Origin of the sequence: Pyxidicoccus trucidator (genome assembly GCF_010894435.1) — a bacterium.
Taxonomy (GTDB): Bacteria; Myxococcota; Myxococcia; order Myxococcales; family Myxococcaceae; genus Myxococcus; species Myxococcus trucidator.
This window is the reverse complement of sequence record NZ_JAAIXZ010000016.1, coordinates 283,624-290,997: the sequence shown is the minus strand read 5'-3', so window position 1 is coordinate 290,997 and position 7,374 is coordinate 283,624. Positions and strand designations below refer to the sequence as shown.

The window sequence follows — 7,374 nt, the reverse complement described above, 5'->3', positions numbered from 1 at the left end:
CCTCGCCGAAGAGGCCCGCCTCGCCGAAGAGGCCCGCCTCGCCGAAGAAGAGCGTCGGGTAGAAGATGCCCGCCTAGCTGAAGAGGCCCGCCTCGCCGAAGAAGAGCGTCGGGTAGAAGATGCCCGCCTAGCTGAAGAGGCCCGCCTCGCCGAAGAAGCGCGTCGGGTCGAAGATGCCCGGCTGGCTGAAGAGGCCCGCCTCGCCGAAGAGGCCCGCCTTGCGGAAGAGGCTCGCCTTGCGGAAGAGGCGCGGCTTACGGAAGAGGCGCGGCTTACGGAAGAGGCGCGGCTCGCCGAAGAGGCCCGCCTCGCCGAAGAAGCACGTCGGATCGAAGAGGCTCGCCTCGCGGAAGAGGCACGTCTCGCCGAAGCGGCGCGCCAGGCCGAGGAAGTACGTCTTGAGGTGGAGCGTCGCCGCACCGAAGCGGTGCGTCGCGCAAAGGAGGCCAAGCTCGCGGAGCAGGCCCGGCTCGCCGAAGAGGCCCGCCTGGCGGAGGAGGCCCGGCTTGCCGAAGAGGCTCGCCAGTCCCAGGTGTCCGCGGCACCGGTCAGCGCCGTGCCCGCGGCGGAGGAAGCGGAGCCCCTCACCCTCGATGTCGGTGACATCATCTCCGCCGACCCCGAGCCGCAGCAGGCTCCCGGCTCCGACTCGCGGGGGGAGGCCCTCCCGCAGGCAGCCTCCTCTCTCGACCTTCCATCCCCGCCCGAGAGTCCGGACGCCCTGCGCGTCGCTCGCCAGCGAGCCCAGGCCGCGCTCCTCCACGATATGGAGGAGGCCCTCCGCCGCTCGCGGACGCAGCCGCTGGAGCCCTGGCTCGCCGATGAGCCCCCGCGCGCCACTCCGCCCACCCGGACCAAGGACCTCGTCCCCGTCCAGGAGGAGCAGTGGCACGCCCGGGACCCCTCCCACTCCAGCTCCACTCCGGCCGCGGCTGAGGCCGAGGACCTGCCCCTGTTGGAGGTCGAGCCCGAGGCCTCCTGGGATGATGCCGTCCCCGCCGGTGATCCGCTGCCCGTGCCCTCCGCTCCGGCCACGGCCTCGGGGCCTCCGGTCCTGACCCCGGCCACCGCCCAGCCCACCGCCCGGGGCGCTCCGCCCCGGGGCGCGCCTCCCGTCCTCACTCCCGTGGGCGCTGCTGCCACACCTCCCGAAGTGGAGGATTCCAGCGAGGAGGACGACAGCCTGTGGGCCACCCGCCCGGCTCCGGTCTCCGCTCCGCCTCCGCTCCGGCTGGGGCCCTCGGCGCCGAAGGCGAGCGAGGAAGACCTGTGGCGCATCGTCGCCTTCGACAAGGACGAGGGCGCCGCCAACCTGACGGCCTCCTTCGAGGCGGCCCTCCTGCAGGTGGACTCCCACCTGGAATCGCTCGTCCGCTCGGATGTCAATCAGGCGAACGTCGATTTCAACGAGCCCCCTGTCGAGGCCATTGTTGAAGCGACCATCGAACCCGAGGCATCCCTGGATCCGGGGGCCTTCCCCGGTGACAACACCAGCCCAACTGGACAGACTGCGTGGGCCGAGCCGTCCGGAGACCTGGACGACTGGGACTTTGACGAGGACGACGTGGCGGCAGACCCCTCCAATCCAGACGAGGCAGCGAAGCTCCGGCGCCAGCGCCTGCTGCGCCGTGCGATGGAGAACATGGGCGTACTCGGCGCCCGCGCTCCCGCCGTGGTGGGTGCGACACCTACGGGCGAGCCCTCCGCCGCTGCCCCCACACCGGCTGCCTCTGTTGAGGCTCCCAAGCCTGACGAGGCGCGGCTCGCCCAGCAGATCGAGCAGCGCTACGCCGACATCCAGGCGAAGCGGGACCACTTCTACGTGCTCGGCGTCTCCCAGGAGGCTCCCCGCGACCAGGTGAAGACGGCCTTCCTCAGCCTCGCCAAGGTCTTCCACCCGGACCGGCTGCCGCCGACGATTCCCCACCTGGCGCCGAAGATGACCGCCGTCTTCGAGGCCATCCGTGAGGCCTACGAGGTCCTCTACGACGACGCCCGGCGCAAGGCGTACCAGCAGACCCTCCAGGCCCAGCAGGCCGCGCCGAAGGTGAGCGCGCAGACGGCTGCTTCCATGGCCGCGGCCTCTCCCGGTGCCCGCGCCGCGGGGCGTCCCGACAGCAGCCCGGATGACCTCTACAAGATGGGCGAGGTCTTCTTCCGCAAGCGGGACTTCACCACCGCCTCGGACCACTACGAGCGCGCCCACTCGATGGACCCCAAGCCCACGTACCTGGCCGCCCGCGCCTGGGCCATCTACATGGACCCGGCGCGCAAGGCGGAGATGGCCAAGGCCAAGCAGATGATGGCGGACGCGGTGCGCGCCGACCCCAACTGCGACCGCGCCCACTACCAGCTCGGCGTCATCGCCCGCGTCGAGGGCGACATGGACCGCGCCGAGCGCCACTTCAAAGAGGCGGTGCGCGCCAACTCCAAGCACCTGGAGGCCAACCAGGAGCTGCGCCTCATCGACATGCGCAAGAAGAACCCACCCAAGAAAGGTGGCTTCTTCCGCTGACGCGGCCACCGGCCTCCCGCGCTCTCACGCGGGGTGCGGGTGCCTCGCGGCGGTCCTCCCGGCCCTCCCGGAATCGCGCGCGTGCCGCCTGTCCAGCAGGGGGCCAGCCGAGTGCCCCTCCGCCCCAAGCCATTGACACGCCTGGAAAGCGGGCAGGATGCTCCCGCGTCAGGCTCTCTGTAGAAGTCCGCAGTGACGAAAGGCAAGTATCGTGGCCAAGCAGCACCTGCTCCTGGTCGATGGTGACGCAAAGAGCCTCCGCGTGATGGAGGTCAGCCTGAAGAAGGCTGGCTTCTCCGTGACGACGGCCATCCACGGCAAGGATGCGCTGGAGAAGGTCCAGATCAGCCCCCCGGACCTCGTGCTGGCCGATACGAAGATGCCGGAGATGGACGGCTTCGAGCTCTGCAAGGCGCTCAAGTCCGATGAGCGCTTCAAGTTCATCCCCTACGTCTTCCTGACGAACCAGAAGTCGGTCGAGTTCAAGGTGCGCGGCCTTGAGCTGGGTGGCGACGACTACCTGACGAAGCCGATCTACATCAAAGAGATCGTCACCCGCGTGAAGATGATCCTCCAGAAGGCGGAGAAGGAGAGGATCGAGAAGCGGGAGACGACGAAGGGCGGCTTCGCCGGCAGCCTCGCCGACATGGGCGTGGTGGACCTGGTCCAGACGTTCGAGATTGGCCGCAAGACGGGCCTCATCAACATCCAGGGCGAGCGCACCGGCACCGTCTACTTCAAGGACGGCCGGGTCGTTGACGCGGAGCTGGGGCGGCTCAAGGGCGAGAACGCCTTCTACCGCATGCTGAACACCTTCGAGGGTCAGTTCGAGGTGCAGTTCAGCGCGCTGGACCGTCCGGAGCGCATCGAGATCTCCACCCAGGGCCTGCTGATGGAGGGCATGCGCCGCCTGGACGAGTGGGGGCGCATGCTCGAGCAGCTGCCTCCGCTGGAGACGGTGTTCGAGATTGACTACCACCAACTCGCCGACCGTCTCTCGGAGATTCCGGACGAGGTGAACGGGCTGCTGCGCCTGTTCGACGGCAAGCGCACCCTGAGCCGCGTGGTGGAGGACTCGGACTTCGAGGACCTGGCCGCGCTGGGCATCATCAGCAAGCTGTACTTCGAGGGCCTCATCCGCGAGCTGGGCAACGCCCCGCTGGAGCCGGTGCAGAGCAGCAAGCCCGGCATCGAGCAGTGGCTCAACGCGGCCCCGCCGCCGAGCGCGCCCGTGGAGCCCGCCCCCGCCGCGCCCGAGCCGCCGCCGGCCCCCGTGGCCGTGGCGCCCGAGCCGGCTCCGGTCCCCGTGGCCGTGGCGCCCGAGCCGCCGCCCGTCGCGCCCGTGGACGTCCCACCCGCGCCCCGCGCCATGCCGCCGAGCGTGCTCGCGCCGCCCGCGGGCGTGGAGGACGAGGCCTCGGCGGCTGCTGCCGCGACGGGGCCGGCCCAGCCGGCGAACGTCGTCGTCTTCCCCGCGAGGCCCCGACGCAACGGTGCCGCCGAGGAGCCGGTGGCGGCGCCGCCGCTGCCTCCCGCCGAGGAGGGCTCGGCCTTCCTCGTGGAGCCGCCCCCAGCCCACCGCGCCGTGGAGCACGCGCACCGCAGCCTGCTGCTGGACTGGAGCCGCGTGGACACCGAGGGCATCGGCTCGGCGTCCACGTGGGGCCCGGGCTCGCTCTGGTCTTCCGGGCCGCGTGGCAGCGGGAACGCCAGGGCGTCCGGTTCCTCGTCCCCTGCCTTCGCCCAGGCCGCCGCCTCCGTCGAGCCGCCCGCGGCGCCGCGCGCCCCCATCTTCGGTGGCGCCGCTGTGGGCCCCAACCCGTTCCCGCCCGTGCCCCCGCCGGCGCCTGCTCCGCCGTCGTCCGAGGTGACGTTGGTGAGTGGCAGGGGCTCCGGCTCTCATGAGTCCGCGGACTCCGAGCCCATCCTCGAGGTGGAGGAGTCCCCTCCGCCGCAGCAGCTCGCGCTGCCGCCGTACCCTGGCCACGGGGTTCCCGTCGCCGCCACGCCGCTGGCGCCCGACATCTCCGAGGAGCCGCCGACGCCGAGCGCGCCGCTGCCCGGCTACACGGGCGCGCCGTCGGCGCCGGTCGCCGTCACGGAGAAGCCCGCCGAGCCGAAGTCGCCGTCGCCCGCCGTGGAGACGAAGGCCGCGACGTCCTCCGAGGCGAAGGCCGTGTCCAGCGACGCGGCGCAGGCCGAGGCCGTCCGCCCCAAGCGCACCGGCCTGTACGTGGCCGCGGGCCTGCTGCTCATCGGCGCGGTCGCCGCGGTCGTCGTCGTGGGCGGAGGCTCCGGCAAGAAGCAGGACCCGGCCCCGAAGCCCCCGGTGGAGCAGCCGACCCCGAACAACACGGTGCAGGTGCCGGAGAAGGACCCGCCGCAGGTTCCGCCCACGCCGCCCGAGACGGCCACGCCGACGGCCGCCGACGCGGGCACGGCCACCGCCACCGCGCCGACTCCCGCCGCCACGCCGGACGCGGGGACGGCCACCGTGGAGGCACCGAAGGTCGAGGCCGCCGACGCGGGCCCCGTGACTGCGGACGTCAACACGCCGCCGGTGGACCCGGAGGTCGAGTACGCCAGCCTGGTGAAGGCGGCGAAGGCGGCCATCGTCGGTGGCCGGCACATGTCCGCCGCCATCAGCTACCGCAAGGCGCTGGCGCTCAAGCCGGCCTCCATGGAGGCGAAGGCCGGCCTGGGCATCTCGCTGGTGAACGGCTCCATCGCGCAGTCCGCCCACCGCGAGGCCGCCAAGCTCCTCCAGGAAGTCGTCAAGGAGGAGGACCGGAATGCGCGTGCCTGGCTGTCGCTCGGCATGGCGTACCAGTCCACCGGGCGGAATTCCCAGGCGGCCGAGGCCTACAAGAGGTACTTGTTCCTGGAACCGACGGGAGCCTCCGCCAACGAGGTCCGCTCGCTGCTCAAGGGACTGGGCAACTGAGCGGGCTGGCGGCCACTCCCACTGCTTCGGAGAAGTGAGCCGCCTTGCTCGTCCTCGGACTGGAAACCTCCTGTGATGAGACCGCCGCCGCCGTCGTCGCCGACGGTCGCCGCGTGCTGTCCGACGTCGTGTCCACCCAGGTGGACATCCACCGGCGCTGGGGCGGAGTGGTGCCGGAATTGGCCAGCCGCAACCACATCGTCCAGGTGATGCCCGTCATCCACGAGGCCCTCACCCGCGCGGAGAAGACGCTCGACGACGTGGACCTCATCGCCGTCACCTCCGGGCCGGGCCTCATCGGCGCCCTGCTGGTGGGGTTGCAGGTGGCCAAGGGGCTGAGCCTCGCCACCGGCAAGCCCTTCGTCGGCGCCAACCACCTGGAGGGCCATCTGCTGGCCATCCGGCTCATCGAGGATGCCCCCGAGCCGCCGTTCCTCGGGCTCGTCGTCTCCGGCGGCCACACCAGCCTCTACGACGTGCAGGCCTATGGCAGCTACAAGCTGGTGGGCAGCACCCGCGACGACGCGGCCGGCGAGGCGTACGACAAGACGGCGCGCATCCTCGGGCTGCCGTACCCGGGCGGGCTGCCCATCGACCAACTCGCGCAGAAGGGAAACCCGGAGGCCATCCGCTTCCCGCGCGCGCTGCCCGGCGACAACTTCGACGTCTCCTTCTCCGGCCTGAAGACGGCGGTGCTGCACCACGTGCAGAAGCACGGCGTGCCCGAGGGGCAGGCGCTGTCGGACTTGTGCGCGTCCTTCCAGGAGGCGGTGGCGGACGTGCTGTCGAAGAAGCTGGTGGCCGCCGCCCGCCGGCTGGGCCACAAGAACCTGGTGCTGTGTGGAGGCGTGGCGGCCAACTCACGGCTGCGCGCGCTGTGCAAGGCGCGGGCGGAGGACCGGGGGCTGAACATGTTCCTGCCGCCGGTGCGGTTGTGCACGGACAATGGGGCGATGATCGCGGTGGCGGGGTATGAGGCGTACCGCCGCGGCCTGCGCGGAGACTTCCGCCTGGCGGCGGACCCCGCCTGGCGCATGTAGAGAGAAGGAGACCGGGTGGAATCGCCGCGAGAAATCCTCAGACGTCATGGCCTGCGCCCCAAGCACAGCTGGGGGCAGAACTTCCTCGGTGACGAGGAGGCCCTGGAGGCCATCGCCGACGCGGTGAACCTGCGCGAGGGCGAGCCGGTGGTGGAATTGGGCCCCGGCCTGGGCCACCTCACGCGCTTCCTCGCCGCCACCGGCGCCCGTGTCACCGCCGTGGAGCGGGACCGCGACATGCTGACGGTGCTGGAGAAGGAGGCCATCCCCGGCGTGCACGTGGTGGCCGGCAACGCCGCCACGGTGGACTTCGCCGAGGTGGCCGGTGCGCCCGACGTGGCCGTGGTGGGCAACCTCCCGTACCACCTGTCCAGCCAGATTCTCTTCCGCGTGCTGGAGCAGCGCTCCCGCGTCTCGCGCGCCGTCTTCACGCTCCAGAAGGAAGTGGTGGAGCGGCTCGCCGCGGAGCCCGGCAACCGGGACTACGGCCTGCTCACCGTGCTGCTCGGCCTGCACTTCGACGCGGAGAACATCCTCACGCTGGAGTCCTGGCGCTTCCACCCGCCGCCGAAGGTGGACTCCGCCGTGCTGCGCCTCACGCGTCGCAAGGCCCCGCGCGCGCCCATCATCGACGAGGCCCGCTTCACCCGCGTGGTGAAGGCGTCCTTCGCCCACCGGCGCAAGACGCTGCTCAACTCCATCAAGTCGGACCCCACGCTGGGCTCGCCGGAGGTGCTCGTCGCCGCGATGCAGGCCGCGGGTGTGGACCCCCAGCGCCGCGCGGAGACGCTCGCGCCCGAGGAGTTCGCCGCGATTGAGCGCGCGCTCGGCCCGGTGGTGGCGCCCGTCCCCGCTCTGAAGCTGGAGGAGTAGGG

5 protein-coding genes are annotated in these 7,374 nt (G+C 71.6%); 4 read left to right on the top strand and 1 reads right to left on the bottom strand.

The features are described 5' to 3' along the window. Positions 1-127: 127 nt before the first annotated feature. Positions 128-763: a hypothetical protein gene (locus G4D85_RS50600; RefSeq protein WP_164018654.1), complete on the bottom strand. Its 636-nt coding sequence runs from the start codon at positions 761-763 to the stop codon at positions 128-130. Positions 764-766: 3 nt separating this feature from the next. On the opposite strand from G4D85_RS50600, the gene G4D85_RS36210 reads away from it, so the two are divergent. The 4 genes from G4D85_RS36210 to rsmA all read left to right on the top strand — a co-directional run bounded on the left by G4D85_RS36210 (position 767) and on the right by rsmA (position 7,372). Next, positions 767-2,515 (top strand): DnaJ domain-containing protein, encoded by a 1,749-nt coding sequence (locus G4D85_RS36210; protein ID WP_164018653.1) that lies wholly within the window; start codon positions 767-769, stop codon positions 2,513-2,515. A gap of 211 nt (positions 2,516-2,726) precedes the next feature. Beyond that, positions 2,727-5,459: a response regulator gene (locus G4D85_RS36205; protein WP_164018652.1), complete on the top strand. Its 2,733-nt coding sequence runs from the start codon at positions 2,727-2,729 to the stop codon at positions 5,457-5,459. Positions 5,460-5,503: 44 nt separating this feature from the next. Continuing rightward, positions 5,504-6,499 carry a tRNA (adenosine(37)-N6)-threonylcarbamoyltransferase complex transferase subunit TsaD gene (gene tsaD, locus G4D85_RS36200; RefSeq protein WP_164018651.1) on the top strand — a complete coding sequence of 332 codons (996 nt, stop codon included), beginning with the start codon at positions 5,504-5,506 and terminating at the stop codon, positions 6,497-6,499. A 15-nt stretch (positions 6,500-6,514) separates the two neighbouring features. After that, the gene (rsmA, locus tag G4D85_RS36195; protein ID WP_164018650.1) at positions 6,515-7,372 is read left to right on the top strand and encodes a 16S rRNA (adenine(1518)-N(6)/adenine(1519)-N(6))-dimethyltransferase RsmA; all 858 of its coding nucleotides are present in this window, start codon (positions 6,515-6,517) and stop codon (positions 7,370-7,372) included. Positions 7,373-7,374 lie beyond the last annotated feature (2 nt).

Coding starts and splice junctions, on each gene's coding strand:
- G4D85_RS36210 (WP_164018653.1), top strand. CDS start 767: ATGGAGGAGGCCCTCCGCCGCTCGCGGACGCAGCCGCTGGAGCCCTGG.